Origin of the sequence: Streptomyces sp. NPDC001407 (assembly GCF_042895325.1) — a bacterium.
Classification (GTDB): domain Bacteria; phylum Actinomycetota; class Actinomycetes; order Streptomycetales; family Streptomycetaceae; genus Streptomyces.
The window spans coordinates 112,245-129,008 of the sequence record NZ_JBIAWF010000003.1 but is presented as its reverse complement, the minus strand read 5'-3'; the positions used below and the strand labels follow the sequence as shown (position 1 = coordinate 129,008).

17 protein-coding genes are annotated in these 16,764 nt (G+C 72.6%); 5 read left to right on the top strand and 12 right to left on the bottom strand.

The window, feature by feature from the left end; translation table 11 throughout:
• Positions 1-175: 175 nt before the first annotated feature.
• The 6 genes from ACFY1P_RS06130 to ACFY1P_RS06105 form a co-directional block, all read right to left on the bottom strand.
• Complete coding sequence (locus ACFY1P_RS06130; RefSeq protein ID WP_390749866.1) at positions 176-2,410, bottom strand: heavy metal translocating P-type ATPase; 2,235 nt, start codon at positions 2,408-2,410, stop codon at positions 176-178.
• A gap of 327 nt (positions 2,411-2,737) precedes the next feature.
• Complete coding sequence (locus ACFY1P_RS06125) at positions 2,738-3,244, bottom strand: MarR family transcriptional regulator (protein WP_361520379.1); 507 nt, start codon at positions 3,242-3,244, stop codon at positions 2,738-2,740.
• A 96-nt stretch (positions 3,245-3,340) separates the two neighbouring features.
• Positions 3,341-4,954 (bottom strand): FUSC family protein, encoded by a 1,614-nt coding sequence (locus ACFY1P_RS06120; RefSeq protein ID WP_390749865.1) that lies wholly within the window; start codon positions 4,952-4,954, stop codon positions 3,341-3,343.
• A 21-nt stretch (positions 4,955-4,975) separates the two neighbouring features.
• Positions 4,976-5,983 (bottom strand): acyl-CoA dehydrogenase family protein, encoded by a 1,008-nt coding sequence (locus ACFY1P_RS06115; protein WP_390749864.1) that lies wholly within the window; start codon positions 5,981-5,983, stop codon positions 4,976-4,978.
• Between the two features lie 34 nt (positions 5,984-6,017).
• Positions 6,018-7,172, bottom strand: coding sequence for an acyl-CoA dehydrogenase family protein (locus ACFY1P_RS06110; RefSeq protein ID WP_390749863.1), 1,155 nt, complete (start codon positions 7,170-7,172; stop codon positions 6,018-6,020).
• Positions 7,172-8,020: an enoyl-CoA hydratase gene (locus ACFY1P_RS06105; RefSeq protein ID WP_390749862.1), complete on the bottom strand. Its 849-nt coding sequence runs from the start codon at positions 8,018-8,020 to the stop codon at positions 7,172-7,174. Before ACFY1P_RS06105 ends, ACFY1P_RS06110 begins: the two co-directional genes overlap by 1 nt.
• Positions 8,021-8,064: 44 nt before the next feature.
• Between ACFY1P_RS06105 and ACFY1P_RS06100 the strand changes: the two genes are divergently transcribed.
• From ACFY1P_RS06100 to ACFY1P_RS06090, 3 genes are read left to right on the top strand one after another with little or no spacing between them, the layout of a single operon-like run.
• Entirely contained in the window at positions 8,065-8,895 is an 831-nt protein-coding gene (locus ACFY1P_RS06100; protein WP_390749861.1) for an SDR family oxidoreductase, read from the top strand.
• Positions 8,892-9,524 (top strand): TetR/AcrR family transcriptional regulator, encoded by a 633-nt coding sequence (locus ACFY1P_RS06095; protein WP_390749860.1) that lies wholly within the window; start codon positions 8,892-8,894, stop codon positions 9,522-9,524. Before ACFY1P_RS06100 ends, ACFY1P_RS06095 begins: the two co-directional genes overlap by 4 nt.
• A 20-nt stretch (positions 9,525-9,544) precedes the next feature.
• Positions 9,545-10,702: an acetyl-CoA C-acetyltransferase gene (locus ACFY1P_RS06090; RefSeq protein WP_390749859.1), complete on the top strand. Its 1,158-nt coding sequence runs from the start codon at positions 9,545-9,547 to the stop codon at positions 10,700-10,702.
• 20 nt (positions 10,703-10,722) lie between these two features.
• On the opposite strand, the gene ACFY1P_RS06085 is transcribed toward ACFY1P_RS06090, so the two are convergent.
• Both ACFY1P_RS06085 and ACFY1P_RS06080 read right to left on the bottom strand, forming a co-directional pair.
• On the bottom strand, positions 10,723-11,526 hold the full coding sequence (locus ACFY1P_RS06085) for a phosphotransferase (protein WP_390749858.1): 804 nt from the start codon (positions 11,524-11,526) through the stop codon (positions 10,723-10,725).
• 330 nt (positions 11,527-11,856) lie between these two features.
• Positions 11,857-12,072 (bottom strand): hypothetical protein, encoded by a 216-nt coding sequence (locus ACFY1P_RS06080; protein WP_361520352.1) that lies wholly within the window; start codon positions 12,070-12,072, stop codon positions 11,857-11,859.
• Between the two features lie 106 nt (positions 12,073-12,178).
• Between ACFY1P_RS06080 and ACFY1P_RS06075 the strand changes: the two genes are divergently transcribed.
• Positions 12,179-13,015, top strand: a complete 837-nt coding sequence (locus tag ACFY1P_RS06075; RefSeq protein WP_390749857.1) for a Scr1 family TA system antitoxin-like transcriptional regulator — start codon at positions 12,179-12,181, stop codon at positions 13,013-13,015.
• Entirely contained in the window at positions 13,012-13,227 is a 216-nt protein-coding gene (locus ACFY1P_RS06070) for a DUF397 domain-containing protein (protein ID WP_361520346.1), read from the top strand. Before ACFY1P_RS06075 ends, ACFY1P_RS06070 begins: the two co-directional genes overlap by 4 nt.
• Positions 13,228-13,289: 62 nt before the next feature.
• Here ACFY1P_RS06070 and ACFY1P_RS06065 read toward each other — a convergent pair whose 3' ends face one another.
• From ACFY1P_RS06065 to ACFY1P_RS06050, 4 genes are read right to left on the bottom strand one after another with little or no spacing between them, the layout of a single operon-like run.
• On the bottom strand, positions 13,290-14,339 hold the full coding sequence (locus ACFY1P_RS06065; protein WP_361520343.1) for a nitronate monooxygenase: 1,050 nt from the start codon (positions 14,337-14,339) through the stop codon (positions 13,290-13,292).
• Positions 14,336-15,088 carry a CoA-transferase subunit beta gene (locus ACFY1P_RS06060; protein ID WP_390749856.1) on the bottom strand — a complete coding sequence of 251 codons (753 nt, stop codon included), beginning with the start codon at positions 15,086-15,088 and terminating at the stop codon, positions 14,336-14,338. The genes ACFY1P_RS06065 and ACFY1P_RS06060 overlap by 4 nt, the downstream gene beginning before the upstream one ends.
• On the bottom strand, positions 15,085-15,951 hold the full coding sequence (locus ACFY1P_RS06055; RefSeq protein ID WP_361520337.1) for a CoA-transferase: 867 nt from the start codon (positions 15,949-15,951) through the stop codon (positions 15,085-15,087). Before ACFY1P_RS06055 ends, ACFY1P_RS06060 begins: the two co-directional genes overlap by 4 nt.
• Positions 15,948-16,712, bottom strand: a complete 765-nt coding sequence (locus ACFY1P_RS06050; RefSeq protein WP_361520334.1) for an enoyl-CoA hydratase family protein — start codon at positions 16,710-16,712, stop codon at positions 15,948-15,950. The genes ACFY1P_RS06055 and ACFY1P_RS06050 overlap by 4 nt, the downstream gene beginning before the upstream one ends.
• Positions 16,713-16,764 lie beyond the last annotated feature (52 nt).

The following is a 16,764-nucleotide window of genomic DNA, read 5'->3' as shown; positions in this document are numbered from 1 at the left end:
CTTCTGCCCTCCCTGTCGGCGGTGATTGACACCATCGAAGAGGGGCTGTGGAGGGCGGCGGGTTCGCCTGTTACCGATTCATCATGAACCGGGTACAGGGGGCTCATTTCACCGGCCCGCGCATGACGGCACGTCAGGGGGCGTGCCGGTGCGGACGACCGCCCCCGGTGAGCGCCTACTCGGCGGAAAACCGCCGCAGCCGCAGGCTGTTGCCGACCACGAAGACCGACGAGAAGGCCATCGCGGCTCCCGCGATCATCGGGTTGAGCAGGCCGGCCGCGGCCAGTGGCAGCGCGGCCACGTTGTAGCCGAACGCCCAGAAGAGGTTGCCCTTGATGGTCGCGAGCGTGTGCCGGGCCAGCCGGATGGCGTCGGCCGCGACCCGCAGGTCGCCGCGGACGAGCGTGAGGTCGCCCGCCTCGATCGCCGCGTCCGTGCCGGTGCCCATCGCGAGCCCCAGATCGGCCTGGGCCAGGGCGGCCGCGTCGTTGACGCCGTCACCGACCATCGCGACCGAACGGCCCTCGCCCTGAAGGCGCCTGACGACATCGGCCTTGTCCTCCGGCATGACCTCGGCGATCACCTCGTCGATGCCGACCTCGGCGGCCACGGCCTCGGCGACGGCGCGGTTGTCGCCGGTCAGCAGGATCGGCGTCAGCCTCAGCGCGCGCAGCCGCCGGACGGCCTCCGCGCTCGTCCCCTTCACCGCGTCGGCGACCTCCAGCACCGCGCGGGCCTCGCCGTCCCAGGCCACCGCTACCGCCGTACGCCCCGCGGCCTCGGCCTCCTCCTTCGCACGGGCCAGCGCCGCCGGCAGTGGCATCGACCACGCGTCGAGCAGCTTCGCCCGGCCGACGAGCACCGCGTGACCGTCCACGACGCCCTGCACGCCGAGCCCGGGAGCGTTGACGAAGTCCTCCGGTACGGGCAGCGCGCCCACGCGCTCTGCCGCCCCGGTGGCGATCGCCCGCGCGATGGGGTGCTCGGAGGCGTGCTCCAGAGCGCCCGCGAGCCGCAGCACCTCGGCCTCCGCGGTGCCCTCGGTGGTGTGCACCTTGAGCAGCGTCATCCGGCCGGTGGTGACCGTACCGGTCTTGTCCAGCACGATCGTGTCGGCCTTGCGCGTGGTCTCCAGCACCTCGGGCCCCTTGATGAGGATGCCGAGCTGCGCGCCCCGGCCCGTACCGACCATGAGCGCGGTCGGCGTCGCGAGCCCCAGGGCGCACGGGCAGGCGATGATCAGCACGGCCACCGCGGCCGTGAACGCGGCCGTCGGACCCGCGCCGCTGATCAGCCAGAAGGCCAGCGTGCCGAGCGCGAGGGCGATGACCACGGGCACGAAGACCGCGGAGATCCGGTCGGCGAGCCGCTGCGCGGCCGCCTTGCCGTTCTGGGCGTCCGCCACCAGCTCGGCCATGCGGGCCAGCTGGGTGTCCGCGCCGACGCGGGTCGCCGCCACGACGAGCCGCCCGCCCGCGTTGAGCGTCGCGCCGGTGACGCCGTCGCCCGCCCCCACCTCGACCGGCACGGACTCACCGGTGAGCATCGAGGCGTCCACGGCGGACGTGCCCTCGACGACGGTGCCGTCCGTGGCGATCTTCTCGCCGGGCCGGACGACGAAGTGGTCGCCGACCACGAGCTCCTCGGTGCGGATCAGCTCCTCGCGGCCGCCGCGGAGGACGGTCACCTCCTTGGCGCCGAGCTCCAGCAGGGCCTTGAGCGCGGCCCCGGCCTTGCGCTTGGAGCGGGCCTCGAAGTAGCGCCCGGCCAGGATGAACGCCGTCACCCCGGCGGCCGCTTCGAGATAGATGTTCCCCGCGCCGTCGCCGCGCGCGATGGTCAGCTCGAAGGGGTGCGTCATGCCCGGCATGCCCGCGCTCCCGAAGAACAGCGCCCACAGCGACCACAGGAACGCGGCCGAGGTGCCCACCGAGACCAGGGTGTCCATGGTCGCCGCGCCGTGCCGGGCGTTGGTGAAGGCGGCGCGGTGGAAGGGCCAGGCCGCGTAGGTGACGACGGGGGCGGTCAGGGTCAGGGACAGCCACTGCCAGTACGTGAACTGCCAGGCCGGCACCATCGCCAGCACGACCACGGGCGCGGCGAGCACCACGGCGGTGAGGAGCCGCTGCCGCAGCGTGCGCAGCTCACCGCCGTCGCCGGGCCCGGGTTCCGGCCCGGCCTCCGGTACGGGCCGGGGCACGGCGGCGGTGTAGCCGGTGGCCTCCACCGTGGCGACGAGGTCGGCGACGGAGAGGTCGTCGCGGTAGGTGACCTTGGCCTTCTCGGTGGCGTAGTTGACGGTGGCCTCCACGCCGTCCATGCGGTTGAGCTTCTTCTCGACGCGCGCGGCGCACGAGGCGCAGGTCATCCCGCCGATGGTGAGTTCGACCTGGGTGGCCGTGGTGGTCATCGCCGACTCCTGGGGCTGAGGGGATACCCCCTGGGGGTATCTGATGGAGACATGTATACCCCCGGGGTGTATGGCGGAGCAAGGGGGGACGGCGATGAGATCAATACGGGGCAGGGGTATCTGCCTCACGTCCTGAGGCCTGCCTGAAGAGGCTCGATCACATCGGCCAAACCCAGCCCGTCCGGCGTATGAGGACACTCCCCCAGACTTCGTCCGGGGGGACCCCGGAAGGGCGTCCCCGCCGCAGGCGGCAAAGGACCCGCAGGCGGCAAAGGACCCGCAGGCGGCAAAGGACCCGCACCCGATACGACGAACCGCCGCCAACGGTTACGGCTGAAGCCCCCCGAGCCGCCCCTCGAGAAGGATCAGCAACTCCCCGAGCGTGTCCGACAGCACGTCGCGCCGCTCGTCGCCGAGCCCGTCCAGCAGCGTGCTCTCGTAGGCGAGCTGACGCGGCAACAGGCGGTCGATGAGGTCCGTGCCCGCCTCGGTGAGGGAGAGGTGGGCCACGCGCCGGTCGCGTTCGTCGGCGCGGCGGGTGACGAGGCCGCGCTCCTCCAGCACGCGCAGCCGCTTGGTGACGGCCGCCCCCGAGGCGAAGGTCTCCCGCGCGATCTGACCGGGTGACAGTTCCCGGCCCGTGCGCCGCAGCGTGCCGAGGATGTCGAACTCCGCGCGCGCCAGCCCCTCCCGCGCCAGCGGCGCGTCCGTCGCCTGCGCGAGCAGTGCCGCGCAGCGGTTGAGGCGGCCGATCACGGCCATCGGCGCGGTGTCGAGCCCGGGATGGACCTGCTGCCACTGGCGCAGCACGCGCGCGACGACGTCCTCGGTCACGGTGGGGGTTCCTTTCGGCTGGGTGCTCCGGAACAAGATTCTGCCGTCCCGCGCCGGCCGCCCGGTGACAGGCCCGGTGACAGGGCCGGGTCCCGGCTACGCCGCGGCCGTGGCCAGGCTCCGGACGAGCGCGGCCAGGGTGTGGTGGCCGTCGCGCTCGGCGCGCTCCACCCGTTCGTGCGGGAGCGTGCGCCGCCGCCACTCGCCGGCGGCCGCGTCGGCAGCCTCCCGCATCTCCACGAGCGCGGTCGCGAGCCGGTCGCGGGCCCGGCCCGCTTCGTGGGCGGAGTGCGGGGCGTCCAGCAGCGCGAGGGCCGTGGCCCGCGCCTCGGTGACCCGGCCCACCGCGGCGTCGACCCGGTCCGCCGAGCGCCGGTCGGTGACCAGCGCGCAGGCGAGCAGGCCGATCACCGCGCCGACGAGCGTATCCGCCCAGCGGTCACTGACGAGACGGCCCGCGGGATGGCTGCCCGCGAATTCCCCGAGCAGCAGCGACATGGGCGTGACACAGACGGTCGCGAGCGCGTAGCTGCGGGCGATGAGGGCCTCGGCGCCGAACTGGAAGGCGACCGACAGCAGCACCATGGCGAGGGCCCCCGTCCGGGCCACGGGCAGCAGCGCCGTGAAGAGGAGCAGCCCCAGGAAGTTGCCGAGGACGCGCTGGACGGCACGCTGCCAGGACAGCACGGAATTCGCCTGAAGGACTGAAGCGGCCGTCACCACCGCCCAGTACGGATGGCCGATCCCCACCGCCTGGGCCGCCCAGCCCGCGAGCGTGCCCCCGGCCAGGACCCGGACCCCGACGGGCAGCAGCGGCGAACCGGGCCGCAGCCGGTCGAGGGCGGTGGGCCCGCCGGACGGGCTCACTCCGGGCGAGACCCCGCCGGTGACGTCGCCGGGCAGCGCGCGCCCCTTGCGCAGGTCCCGGGCCCAGGTGTCGTAGAGCTCCGCCTCAGCGTGGGCATCGGACCGGCCCGCGCTCGCCGACTCGGCCCGTACGAGCAGGGCTTCCAGGCCGGCGAGCGCCTCGGCCCGGCGCCGCCCCGTCGCGCGTCGCAGCTCCGCCCGTGCCGCGCCCGTGAAGACGAGCACGCTGTGCCGGGCGCGCGGAGCGGCTTCCGCGTCCGCGCGCAGCAGCCGGGCGGCGGCCTCCAGCGCGCGGGCCGTGGCGATGCGCTCCGGACCGTGCGGCCGTACGAGCCCCGGGGCCATGCAGATCAGCCACGCGAACGCGCCGCAGGCCAGGACGAGCCCGATGTGCCAGGGCACATCGGCCGGCCGCTGCGGCACGAAGCACGCGGTGGAGCTGACGAAGGTGAGGACGATGCTGCCCGGCGGGCCGGTCCGGAAGGCGTCGCACAGTGTCTTCTGCGCCGCCGCGAGCAGTGCCGCGACCACGACCAGCAGTGCGACGGAGCCGGTCAGGGCCGAGGCCGTCAGCGCCACCCCCACTCCGGTGGCCATGCCGAGCACCACCCCGGCGAGCGTGCGGGCGCGCGCCGCGTACGGCCTGGCGTGGCCGTAGAGCGCGCAGAGCGCCCCGGCCGAGGTGTAGAGCGCGAGGTCGAGGCGGTCGGTGGCGAGCAGGGCGGCGTCGGGGACCGCGATCGCGGCGACCGCGCTGAACGCGGGCTTGTGCCAGATGTCCCCGGCGCGGTTCAGCCGGATCGTGCCGCGCAGGGGGAAGCGGCGAGGGGTCTGTTCGGGCATACCAAAAGGTTAGCAAGTGTTTTACTTGAAAAATAACTTCATCGCGCGGGCCCTGCACTCCGCCGGAGTGCCCCAGGCGGAGCGCAGGGCGCGGGCCTTCCCGAGCCACAGCGACAGGTCGTACTCCGCCGTGTAGCCGATCGCCCCGTGCAACTGGAGCGCCGTGCGGGCTGCCGCGTACGCCGCGTCGCAGGCGGTGGCCTTCGCGGCCGCGACCTCGGCCGGGGCGCTCCGCGCGCCCGCCGCGAGCGCGACGGCCGCGCCGAAGATCAGCGGTCTGGCGAACTCCAGGCCCACCAGGACGTCCGCCAGCCGGTGCTTGACCGCCTGGAACGCGCCGACCGCCGAGCCGAACTGGGTGCGCTGCCGGACGTACGCGACCGTGCGCTCCAGCAGCGCGCATCCCACCCCCAGCGCCTGCGCGGCGACCGTGAACGCCGCGAGGTCCGCCGCGTACGCCGCCGCCTCCCGCACGGCCGGGCCCGTGGCCAGCACCTCGCCGCCGCCGTCCGGCAGGGCGAGCCGCCGCGCGGGATCGAGCGACGGCCGTACGGGGCCGTGGCCGGTGGTCAGCCACAGGGTGGCCGGGCTCACGGTCAGGACGGCGTCGCACGCGTCCGCGTCCAGGGCGTACGGGCCGCCGCCGGGCAGGGTCAGGGTGAGCCGGGCCGCCCCGGTGCCGACGCGGGGGAGCCAGGTCGCGGCGGGAGCGGTCACACCGCGCTCGGCCAGGCGGGAGAGGAGCGCCGCAGCAGCGACCGTCTCGACGTAGGGGCCGGGCGCCGCGTGGCGGCCCAGCTCTACGAAGGAGACGGCGAGTTCCACGGGCAGCATGCCCGAACCGCCGTACGCCTCCGGGGTGGCCAGCCCGAAGACGCCCATGGCCGCCGCCCGGTTCCACAGCTCCAGCCCCGGACCGTGCTCGCCCCGGGCCCATGCGCGGGTGGCCGCCGGTGTGCCGGCCTCGGCGAGCATGCGCGCGAGCGCGCGCCGGAAGTCGAGCTGCGCGGTGTCGAGCGAAAGCCTCACGCCATGTCCTCTCGCCGGAGGAGGGTGCCGGAGTTCACGGCCGTCGCCGCCCGCGCGGCAGGCCCAGCAGGCGTTCCGCCACCACGTCCCGCTGGATCTCGTTCGTCCCCGCGTAGATCGGACCCGCCAGCGCGAAGACATAGCCCTCGGCCCACGCCTCGTCCAGCAACTCGCCTTCCGCGCCCAGCAGATCGAGCGCCGTCTCGTGCAGCGCGAGGTCCAGCTCGGACCAGAAGATCTTGTTGAGGCTGGTCTCGGCCCCGAGCGAGCCCCCGGCGGCCAGCCGCTCCGCGTGGGCGTACGTGAACAGCTGGTAGGCCCGCGCCCTGATGGCCGCGTCCGCCACCCGCTCCCGGAGCGCCGTGTCGCCCGGGTCCGCCCTCTCGTGCCACAGGGCGGCCAGCCGGTGCGCGGTGGCGAGGAAGCGGCCGGGGCTGCGCAGGGTCAGCCCGCGCTCGTTGCCCGCGGTGCTCATGGCGACGCCCCAGCCCTGCCCGGGCTCGCCGATCACATCCGCGTCCGGCACGAACACGTCGTCGAGCGAGATCTCCGCGAAGGCCGGCTTGCCGTCGAGGCGGCCGATCGGACGCACCGTCACACCGTCCGCGTCCAGCGGGAACATCACGTACGTCAGCCCGTGGTGCGGCGGCCGGTCCGGGTCGGCGTGGCTGCGGAACAGCCCGAAGGCCCGGTCGGCGAAGGCCGCGCGGGACGACCAGGTCTTCCGGCCGCGCAGCACCCAGCCGCCCCGCTCGCGCACCGCGGCCGACCGCAGGGCCGCGAGGTCGGAGCCCGCCTCCGGCTCGGACCACGCCTGCGCCCAGACCGTCTCGCCGCTCGCCATCGGCGGCAGCACACGGGCGCGCTGCTCCTCCGTGCCGTGGGCGAAGAGGGTCGGGGCGAGCAGGCCGATGCCGTTCTGGGAGACCCGGCCGGGCGCGCCGGCGGCGTGGTACTCCTCCTCGAAGAGCAGCCACTCCAGCAGTGAACGGCCCCGGCCGCCGTACGCCGTCGGCCAGGAGACCACCGACCACCGGTCCGCCGCCAACGTCCGTTCCCACGCACGGTGTTCGGCGAACCCCTCCCGCGTCTCCAGGGAGCGCAGGGGAGTGCGCGGCACGTGCGCGGCGAGCCACGCGCGCGCCTCGGTGCGGAACTCCTCCTGCCGCTCCGTCAGGTCCAGGTCCATCAGGCGCCGCGCTCCTTCGCCTTCATCGCCGCGACGTCCATGCCGCCGAGCGGACCGCCGCCGGTCTCGGCGTTGTGGGCGTGTGCGAGGTGATGGAGGGCGAAGGCCGCGTCGAGGCCGCTGTGCAGGCCCTGGAGGTCCTCGGCCTGGTTCACGGCCCGCTTCGCGAGGGCGAGTCCCATGCGCGGCATCCGTGCCATGCGTGCGGCCAACTCCTCTGACTTCAAGGCGAGTTCACTGCGCGGCACCACGTGATTGACCATGCCGATCTCGTACGCGCGCCGGGCGCTCATCCGGTCGCCCGTGTAGAGGAACTCCTTGGCCACGCGCGGAGGCATCACCCACGGGTGGGCGAAATACTCGACACCGGGGATGCCCATCCGGACGACCGGGTCGGCGAAGAACGCGTCGTCGCTCGCCACGATCAGGTCGCAGACCCACGCCAGCATCAACCCGCCCGCCACGCAGGCACCTTGGACGGCGGCGATCACCGGCTTGGGCAGTTCGCGCCACCGTCGGCACATGCCCAGATAGACCTCGGACTCGCGGGCGAAGCGGCCGTCCGCGCCCGCCTTGTCGGAGTGGTCCCACCACAGGCCCGCCCGGCGCGCGTGCGGGAGATGGGCGTCGCGTTCCGGGGTGCCGATGTCATGGCCCGCGGAGAAGTGCTCACCGGCCCCGGCGAGGATCACGGCCCCGACCCCGTCGTCCGCCGCGGCTCGCTGGAAGGCGTCGTCGAGGGCGTAAGTCATCGCGGAATTCTGCGCGTTGCGGTACCGCGGCCGGTTCATCGTGACCGTCGCCACCGGGCCCTGCCGCTCGTAACGCACTGTCGGGTCAGTGGACATGCCCATCCTTCCCTAACAAGTGTTTGGTAGGTTAACGTACGGTCATGAGCAGCGTCGAGGAGTCCCGCACGGAGTCCCGCACCGCCTCCCGGCCCGTAGCGCCGCCCTATCTCCCCGGCCACGGACTGCTGTCGGGCCGTACCGCCGTCATCACCGCCGCCGCCGGCACCGGCATCGGCGGGGCCACCGCGCGGCGCTTCCTCGAAGAGGGTGCCCGCGTCGTCCTCGGCGATGCCCACGCCCGCCGGCTGCGGGCGACCGTCGCGGCGCTGTGCGACGGCTTCGGCGCCCGGCAGGTCGCCGGACTGCCCTGCGACGTCACCGACGAGGCCCAGGTCACCGCCCTGTTCGACCTCGCAGAGGAACGCCACGGCGCCCTCGACGTCGTCGTCAACAACGCGGGCCTCGGCGGCACCGCCGATCTGGTGGACATGACCGACGAGCAGTGGGACAAGGTCGTCGACACCTCTCTGAACGGCACCTTCCGCTGCACCCGCGCCGCCCTGCGCCGCATGCGCGCCTCCGGCGCCGGGGGCGTCGTCGTCAACAACGCCTCCGTCGTCGGCTGGCGCGCCCAGCGCGGCCAGGCCCACTACGCCGCCGCCAAGGCGGGCGTCATGGCCCTCACCCGCTGCGCGGCCGTCGAGGCGGCGGCCTACGGCGTGCGCGTCAACGCGGTCGCGCCCAGTCTCGCCATGCACCCCCACCTCGCCAAGGTCACCAGCCCCGAGGTGCTCGCCGAGCTGACCGCGCGCGAGCCCTTCGGCCGGCCCGCGGAGCCCTGGGAGGTGGCCAACGTGATCGTCTTCCTCGCCAGCGGCTACTCCTCCTACATGACGGGGGAGACGGTCTCGGTCAGCAGCCAGCGCGCGTGACCGAGAATGACCCCGTGCCGAACAGCAAGCAGACCACCGCGAACCCCGCCGTCCCCGAGCGCCGCCGCGAACTCCTCGCCACCGCCGCCGAGGTGTTCGCCGCCCACGGCTACAACGCCACCACCGTCCGCCGGATCGCCGACGAAGCGGGGCTGCTCGCGGGCAGCCTCTATTACCACTTCGACTCCAAGGAGTCGATGCTCGACGAGATCCTCTCCGCCTTCCTGGAGGAGCTCTGGGCGGGCTACGACGCCGTGCTCGCCGCCGGCCTCGGCCCCCGCGAGACGCTGGAGGCCCTCGTCACCGAGTCCTTCCGTGAGATCGACCGGCACCGCCCCGCCGTCGCCATCTACCAGAAGGAGTCCCGCCACCTCGCCGCCCGGCCCCGCTTCGCCTATCTCGCCGACTCCCAGCGCAGGTTCGAGAAGGCGTGGCTCGGCACCCTGCGACGCGGCGTGGCCGACGGGGAGTTCCGCGCCGACCTCGACACCCGGCTCACGTACCGCTTCGTACGCGACACCGTGTGGGTCGCCGCGTCCTGGTACCGGCCGGGCGGACAGCACACGCCCGAGGAGATCGCCCGCCAGTACCTGTCGATCGTCCTGGACGGCATCGCCGTGCCGGACTGACGTCCCGTCAAGGAGCGGCCATGGCCGAGGCATACATCGTCGAAGCGGTACGCACCCCCGTCGGCCGGCGGGGCGGCGGGCTCTCCGTCGCCCACCCCGCCGACCTCGGCGCGCATGTGCTGCGCGCCCTGATGGACCGTACGGGCGTGGACCCGGCCGCCGTCGACGACGTCGTCCTCGGCTGCCTCGACGCGGTCGGGCCGCAGGCCGGTGACATCGCCCGCACGAGCTGGCTGGCCGCGGGCCTCCCCGAGCAGGTGCCGGGCGTCACCGTCGACCGGCAGTGCGGGTCCGGTCAGCAGGCCGTCCACTTCGCCGCCCAGGCCGTGCTCTCCGGCACCCAGGACCTCGTCGTCGCGGGCGGCGTGCAGAACATGTCGCAGGTCCCCATCGCCTACGCCGCCCGCCGCGCCGCCGAACCGCTGGGGCTCGCCGACGGCCCCTACGCCGGGTCGGACGGCTGGCGGGCCCGCTACGGCGACCGGCCCGTCAGCCAGTTCCACGGCGCCGAGATGATCGCTGAGCAGTGGGGCATCAGCCGCGCGGCCATGGAGGAATACGCCCTGCGCTCGCACCGGCGGGCCGTACGCGCCGCCGACGAGGGGCGCTTCGACCGCGAACTCGTCCCCTGGCGCACCGTCAGCGCCGACGAGGGCCCGCGCCGCGACACGACGGCGGCCAAGATGGCCGCCCTCCCGCCCGTCCTCACCGGCGGCACGCTCACCGCCGCGCTCTCCTCCCAGATCTCCGACGGCGCGGCCGCCACCCTGATCGCGAACGACCACGCCCTGCGGCAGCACGGGCTCACCCCCCGCGCCCGCATCCACCACCTCTCCGTACGCGCCGAGGACCCCATCCGGATGCTGTCCGCACCGATACCCGCCACGGCACGTGCGCTGAAGCGGGCCGGCCTGACGATGGACGACATCGATCTGGTCGAGATCAACGAGGCGTTCGCTTCCGTGGTCCTGGCGTGGATTCAGGAGACGGGTGCGGATCCTGACCGGGTCAACGTCAACGGGGGTGCGATCGCTCTGGGGCATCCCTTGGGGGCGACGGGGGTGCGGCTGCTTGCGACGTTGCTGTGCGAGTTGGAACGGCGGCGCGGGCGATACGGGTTGCTGACGATGTGTGAGGGCGGGGGACAGGCGAATGTGACGATCGTGGAGCGGCTGTAGGTGGCCGGGCTGGGGGCCACTCAACGGTCGTGGTGGAAGCCCAGCAGATGCCGGAATCTGGCGTTACTGGGCTCTGCGGCCTGCTCGCCGACGGTCGCCGCCCAACGCCGGCACGTGACGTTCACGAACGCCTCGACCGATCTCGGCTCCGCGTGCCGCCAACTGGTGAACTCGCCCAGCCAGGCGAGCGCGTCAGCGGGCGCCTGCCCGCATTCCATGAGGCGCACGGCCGTGTACGCCGGGTCGGCCCATGCGGGGCCTGTCGCGGGCATGGCCCAGTCCACGATGTAGGCGTTGCCGTTGCGTTTGTCGATCAGGATGTTGTGCGGATTCGTGTCCGTGTGGAGCAAAGCGGTTCCACTCAGGGACTCGGCCTCACCGGGCAGCAGGTACGGCGTGAACCTTTCGACGAAGGGCGGGGCGGGGAAGGCGGAACCACTGAACGCCTGCATGCGTCGCAGAGCGGACGCCACGGCTGCCAGGTCACTCGTTGCGGGGCCGAGGTCGGCGTGCCGACCGTCGACGAACGCGAAGGCGAGACAGGACCACCCGCAGACCCGGAAGCGGTGCAGGACTGTGGGGCTGACGTCTTGCACCACACCGTTGATGCGGGCCTCGTGGTCGAGTGCCGCGACGGCTGCCACGTGGGTTTCGCGCACCCCCTTGAAGAACAGGCGTTCGCCGCGTTGCGTGGTCAGGACAAGGGCAGCGGCGCAGTTGAGCCCCTCGGCGACGATCTCCGACGCGATCACCTGCCCCGCACGTTCCTCCACCGCGCCGCGCAGTCCGGCGGGGAGCGCTTCCCAACTGACTCGTTCGATCACGAGCACTCCTGTCAAGGCAAGGAAAAGGAAGGGGCACCGCCCGGCGCCCCTTCCCGCTTTCGGCGTTACGACTGTGTCGTGCCGCACTTGCGGCAGCGGTCGGCTCCGCTCCACTCCACCCATTCGTGGTCGCATTCGTCGTTGCTCAGCGTGTGCCACATGACGAACTCCCTGTGAATCGAGTTTCGTTCCCTTTGAAGACCCGCCCGGCCTTCTTCAGCCACGAGGATGGCCGGGCGGGCGTCTTACCGCTCCTCTCGGGGGATGATCAATCTTGGAGGAGCGGAGCCTGCCCGCTGGAGTGCGGGAGGGAGAACCGGGGTGTAGGCCTCAGATGCTCCAGGGGCCGAGTCCGAGAGTGGCGCGCTCTTCGGTGGTGGCCAGTCGGACGGCGCGCTTGTCGGCAGTCCACTCGTGCGGGCCGCCCTTCGTCCCTTTGAGGGTGTACCGCTCGCCGTCGAAGGCGACGCTGACGCCGATGCGGTTGGTGGACGTGTCCACCACGAGCGCGCCGGATCGGTAGCCGGTCCAGGGATCGGCGGGCACGATCACTCCTCTCCGTATTGCTTTTCCTGACGGCGGTGTTCAGCGTGGCCCACGACTGGGCACCCTTCAAGCTGTAGGAGAGGAACGAAAGGATGGTCAAAGCCACTTGAACCGCAAGGAGTTGAACCCCGACGCCTCACCCCAGGCGGCCTACGGTGCACGTCTACGCACCTTGCGAGAGGCGCGTGGTTGGACTCAGGACGACCTTGCCGCACGCATGGAATACTCCAGCGTGCATATTTCGGCAGTTGAAACTGGTCGGAAGCCTCCAACTCTTCGCTTCTCGCGTAGCGCGGACAAGGTGTTCGGTATCGACGGCACCGCGGACTCGTTCGATCGCGAGTACCGTTCGATCAAGACCGGTTCGCTGCTGGAGGGGTTCCCGGAGTACGTGAAGTACGAGGGCCGGGCTGTAGAGATCCGGCTGTACAACATCGGGATCATTCCCGGCCTGTTGCAGACCCCTGAGTACGCACGGGTTCTGGCCGACAGCGCTGTGCGCCGAGGAGCCATCACGCCCGAACAGGCGGATGAACGGGTCTCGTTCCTGGCGAATCGGCAGGCAGCGCTGACGCGACCCCATCCACCCATGGTGTTCGTGACTATGGATGAAAGCTGCATCCGTCGTACTGTCGGCGGGTCCATCGTCATGGACAACCAGTTGGCGCGCCTGGCCGAGTTCGCCGAATTGCCCAACACGCTGCTACAGGTGGCGCCGTACGCGATAGGCGAGCGTCGAACGTTTGACCTGCCCGTCAACCTCTTGACCTTGCCGGACCGGTCCCTGATCTGCTACGCCGAGTCTCAGGCGCAAGGCAATCTCGACCGCGAGAGTACATCCGTAGTGCCCATGTTGACCGCCTACCATCAGCTACAGGCCGAAGCGCTGTCGCAGGCGGCATCTGTGGCCATGATCGAGCAGGTACGAAAGGGCGCACCGTGACGACCACGACCGATTCCTTCCGCTGGTTCAAGTCTTCCTACAGCAACAACGGCGGCGACTGTATAGAGGTCGCCGGTGACCTCGTCGTCATGAGCGGTACCGTCCCCGTCCGCGACAGCAAGAACCCTCACGGACCCATACTCACCTTCCCGCCCGGCGCCTGGTCCTCCTTCGTGACCAGCGTCAAGGACGCAGCGGAGCTGGGCCTGTAGCCGCCGGCCGACCCCGGCCCGCCGCGAGCGGGCCGGGGCTCGCGGATGACGGCCGGTCCGTTTCACCGCCCCGAGGCCAAAGACGCCAGCACCTCCGACGCCTCCGACACCACCCGCTCCACCAACTCCTCGCACGACGGGAGGTCGTCGATCACCCCGGCCACCTGCCCCGAAGCCATCACCCCCACATCCGTCCGGCCGTCCACCATCGCCGCCCTCAGTAACATCGGCGTGCTCGCGGCCAGCAGCACCTGGCCCCACGTCAGCTCCGCACCGCGCCGCATCGCCATCCCCTCCCGGAGCAGCCGCACCACCCCCAGCCCCGACACCTCGCGGAACGCGTGAGCGTGCCGCGCGGCCCGTACGAGCGCGGCCGCACGTCCCGACCGTTCCAGTGCCGTGACGAAAGGAGTGCGCAGCACCCGGTGAGGGAGGCCGTCGATCTTGGTGGTCACCGTGACGTCCGTGACGGACGCGGCGAGGTAGGCGGCCTTCACCGGGGCCGGGACCGTGCTGTCGGAGGTGAGCAGGAAGCGCGTGCCCATGGCGATCCCGGCCGCCCCGAAGGCCAGCGCCGCCGCCAGGCCGCGGCCGTCGTGGAAGCCGCCCGCCGCGATCACCGGGATGCCGACCGCGTCCACGACCTGGGGCAGCAGCACCGTCGTCGCCACCTGGCCCGTATGGCCGCCGCCCTCGGCACCCTGGACCACCACCGCGTCCGCGCCCCACGCCGCGACCTTCTCGGCGTGGCGCCGTGCGCCCACCGAGGGGATCACGACGACACCGGCGTCCTTGAGGCGGGCGATCAGCTCCGGTGAGGGCGCGAGGGCGAAGGAGGCGACCCGTACCTTCTCCTCGATGATCAAGGCCACCCGCTCGGCCGCGTCGCCGGCGTCCGCGCGGAGGTTGACCCCGAAGGGGTGGTCCGTGCGTGAGCGCACCTCCTCTATCGCGCCCCGGAGCTGATCGAGCGTCATGGTTGCGGAGGCGAGGATGCCCAGTGCTCCCGCGTTCGCCGAGGCCGACACCAGCCGGGGGCCCGCCACCCAGCCCATGCCGGTCTGGACGACCGGGTGCCGGACACCCGTCAGCTCGGTGAGCGCGGTCCTCACGTCCGTACCTCCTTGTTCCGGAGCGTGCCCGGGTCGAGGACGTCGCGGATCAGGCGCAGCTCCTCGGCGGTGGGGGAGCGGGTGCGGGGCGTGTGGTCCGGCATGTCGAGCCGGAAGCCCGTGGCCGCCCGGAGCTCCCCGGCGGTGACGCCGGGGTGCAGGGAGCGCACCCGCATCGTGCGGTCCGGCGTCTCGAAGTCGAGGACGGCCAGGTCGGTGACCACACGGCGGATGCGGTGGAAGCGCGTGGCGGACGGGCCGGCGGCGGCTGCCCGGTCGTAGCCCACGCCGCAGACCATGTCGACCTTCTCGACCAGCACCCGGGGTGAGTGCCGGGGGATCCAGTAACTGGTCGGGTTGTTCAGGGTGTTGGCCGGGGCGCCGCGCACGCCGAGGAGCTGCCGGGCGGGCCGCGACCAGTCGCCGACGCACGAGATGTTCTGGTTGCCGTACCGGTCGAGCTGGCTCGCGCCCATCATCACATGCCGTCTGCCGCCCGTGACCAGCGCGAGGTGGCGGCGGAACGGCAGCCACCCCTCGACGGCCGCGGCGGGCTCGCCCAGCGCGGGCACATCGGCGATCAGCATCGCCTCACCGTCCGTCAGCAGCAGGTCCGGCGCGAAGGTGAGCCGTGCCAGCCGCGCGCCGATCAGCGGCACCACGCCCATCGGGGTCGCCAGGATCTCGCCGTCGCCGCGCCACGCCTCGGCGCACGCCACGACGCAGACCTCGGCCCTGGTCGCCGTCACGCCGCCGCCCCCTTGAAGTCCGCGACGGCCGTGCGGTAGGTGTCCTCGTCGCCCGAGAGGAAGCGGCCCGTGAACTCCCGCCAGCTCGCCGGGTCGGCGGCCGCCTCGGCGTACGCGGCCTGGAAAACCTCGTCCCGGCCGTAGTCGGGCACGCAGGACGTGAAATGCGCACCGCCCGGTGCCTCGACGACGCCGTTGACGCACATCCGCTGCACCAGCAGCGTCTGCGGCCCGCCCTCGGCGGCGAACTCCGCGCTGTCGACGACGCGTTCGCAGGAGACGTACGCCTCGCGCGCGGCCTCGCAGAAGAGGTCGTCGAAGTAGGGATCGGGGCCCAGGTACTGCGCGTTGCCGCGCGCGTCGGCCCGGTTGAGGTGCACCAGCGCGGCGTCCAGCGTCAGCGCGGGCGCCGCGACGTACTCCTCGCCGTCCTCGTACGGCGAAGTGACCGTGCGCAGACCGGAGTTGACCGTCATCACGTCCGAGCCGAGCCCGGCCCGCACGGGCAGGAACGACAGCCGGTGCGCGGCCGCCGTCAGCCCCCACATGAACATCGCCTCGTCCAGCTCCGTCAGCTCGATCTCCCCCCGCTGCCGGGCGGCCCGGAAGTGCGGTTCGAGGGGGATGGAGTCCAGCGTGGCGAAGGGGGCGACGAGCCTGCGGATCCGCCCGGCAGCCGCCAGCAGGCCCACGTCCGGGCCGCCGCAGGACACCACGGTGAGGTCGCCGACGTCCGACCGCAGCAGGGCCCGTACCAGCGCCATCGGCTTGCGCCGTGAGCCCCAGCCGCCGATGCCGACCGTCATCCCGCTCTCCAGGCGGGCGACGGCCTCGTCCGCGGTCATCCTCTTGTCGGCGGTCATGGCTGCCGCTCCTTCCCCGCCCCGCCCTGGACGAAGGCGTCCCGTCGCCGGTCGGCGACACCGCTCAGACCGGCCTCGAAGGTGAAGCTCTGCTCGTAGCGGTAGCTGCGGCGGACGTCGACCGGGTCGATGCCGTTGATGGCGGCCTTGGCCATGCGCAGCAGCGTGCCGTCCTTCGCGGCGATCTCCCGCGCCAACTCAAGGGCTGCGTCCGGGAGTTCGCCGCGTGGTACGACCCGCCACACGGCACCGTGCCGGTGCAGCTCCTCCGCGGTGATCGTGCGTGAGGTGTAGTACAGCGTGCGCATCAGGTGCTGCGGCACCAGCCGGGAGAGGTGCGTGGCCGCGCCGAGGGCGCCCCGGTCCAGCTCCGGCAGGCCGAAGGTCGCGTCGGCGGAGGCGACGACGGCGTCGGCGTTGCCGACGAGGCCGATGCCGCCGCCGAGACAGAAGCCCTGCACGGCGGCCACGACCGGCACCTCGCAGTCGTAGACGGCCGAAAAGGCCGTCGCGCAGCCGTGGTTGGCGCCGATCAGGGCCTTGCCGCCGGGGGAGCGCTGGATCTCCTTGAGGTCGACCCCGGCGTTGAAGCCGCGCCCGGCGGCGCCGAGGACGACACAGCGGACCGCGGGATCGCTGCCCGCCGCGCGGACGGCCGCGGCGAGGTCGTACCAGCCGCGCACGGGCAGGGCGTTGACCGGAGGGAAGTCCACGGTGACGACGGCCACGGCGGATTCGGGGCGGGAGGTGGAGACACCCATCAGAGGATCAGCTACCTTTCCACCGACTACCTTTCCACCAAACGTTTGTTAG

Bases quoted from the DNA above. Each gene is read 5' to 3' on its own strand.
- ACFY1P_RS06110 (WP_390749863.1), bottom strand. From the start codon at position 7,172: ATGGACCTGGACCTGACGGAGCGGCAGGAGGAGTTCCGCACCGAGGCG.
- ACFY1P_RS06130 (WP_390749866.1), bottom strand. From the start codon at position 2,410: ATGACCACCACGGCCACCCAGGTCGAACTCACCATCGGCGGGATGACC.
- ACFY1P_RS06120 (WP_390749865.1), bottom strand. From the start codon at position 4,954: ATGCCCGAACAGACCCCTCGCCGCTTCCCCCTGCGCGGCACGATCCGG.
- ACFY1P_RS06050 (WP_361520334.1), bottom strand. From the start codon at position 16,712: ATGGGTGTCTCCACCTCCCGCCCCGAATCCGCCGTGGCCGTCGTCACC.
- ACFY1P_RS06105 (WP_390749862.1), bottom strand. From the start codon at position 8,020: ATGTCCACTGACCCGACAGTGCGTTACGAGCGGCAGGGCCCGGTGGCG.
- ACFY1P_RS06055 (WP_361520337.1), bottom strand. From the start codon at position 15,951: ATGACCGCCGACAAGAGGATGACCGCGGACGAGGCCGTCGCCCGCCTG.
- ACFY1P_RS06090 (WP_390749859.1), top strand. From the start codon at position 9,545: ATGGCCGAGGCATACATCGTCGAAGCGGTACGCACCCCCGTCGGCCGG.
- ACFY1P_RS06100 (WP_390749861.1), top strand. From the start codon at position 8,065: ATGAGCAGCGTCGAGGAGTCCCGCACGGAGTCCCGCACCGCCTCCCGG.